Genomic DNA, 844 nt, shown 5'->3' with positions numbered 1-844 from the left:
AGGAAAAGGAGGTAAAAAATTAGTATGGAATCTGATTCCCATAGGCACTTAAATCAACCGATATTAATATCTTTACTAACAACTCAAAAGAAAATAACTTCAATCTTATCAACCATACTCAAATCAATTATAAAACCGTACACACTTTTAAAATCTAAAATATCAAAAATAGAAAGTAATGAAGTATCTGAAGAGTATATAAAATCACTAATAAGCAAATCTGAAGAAGAAGGCATAATACAGACCTATGAAAAAAATATGATAGAAGGTATCTTTAAATTTAATGATACAAGAGCAAAAGATATTATGACATCTAGAAGAGATACATTTTCAATAAACATAAACGATGATATAAAAGAAAATATAGATAAACTTTTAAATTCTAACTTTTCAAGAATACCTTTATATGAAGAAACTATCGATAATATAGTAGGAATAGTTCATGTTAGAGATATACTTATACAAGCAAATGAAAGAGGATTTGAAAATATCAATTTAAAAGAAATCATGCACAAACCATATTTTGTTCCAAATAGTAAAAGAATCAATGAATTATTTAAAACTTTACAAAATGAAAAAGTACACATGGCTATACTTATTGATGAGTATGGAGGATTTTGTGGAATAGTTACAATGGAAGATTTACTAGAAGAAATTGTAGGTAATATCGAAGATGAGTATGATAAGGAAGAAAACAATATAGTAAAAATTAATGATGACTTTATAGTAGATTGTAGTATAGAATTAGATGAGTTTAATGAAAAATTTAGTTTAAACCTAGAAGAAGGCGAGTATAACACTTTAAATGGATATATAATAAATAAAATAGGTWAKMGTTAGATCG

The 844-nt window shown here is 25.2% G+C and carries 1 protein-coding gene; it reads left to right on the top strand.

Annotated features, from left to right (window positions below; translation table 11 throughout):
• The first annotated feature begins 24 nt into the window (after positions 1 to 24).
• Entirely contained in the window at positions 25 to 840 is an 816-nt protein-coding gene (locus G3997_RS05525) for a hemolysin family protein (protein WP_296644141.1), read from the top strand.
• The last annotated feature ends 4 nt before the right edge of the window (positions 841 to 844 follow it).

It is taken from the genome of Romboutsia sp. 13368 (assembly GCF_018336475.1).
Lineage (GTDB): Bacteria > Bacillota > Clostridia > Peptostreptococcales > Peptostreptococcaceae > Romboutsia.
Note: the sequence above shows the minus strand (reverse complement) of the source record. Positions and strands in the feature narration are given on the sequence as shown.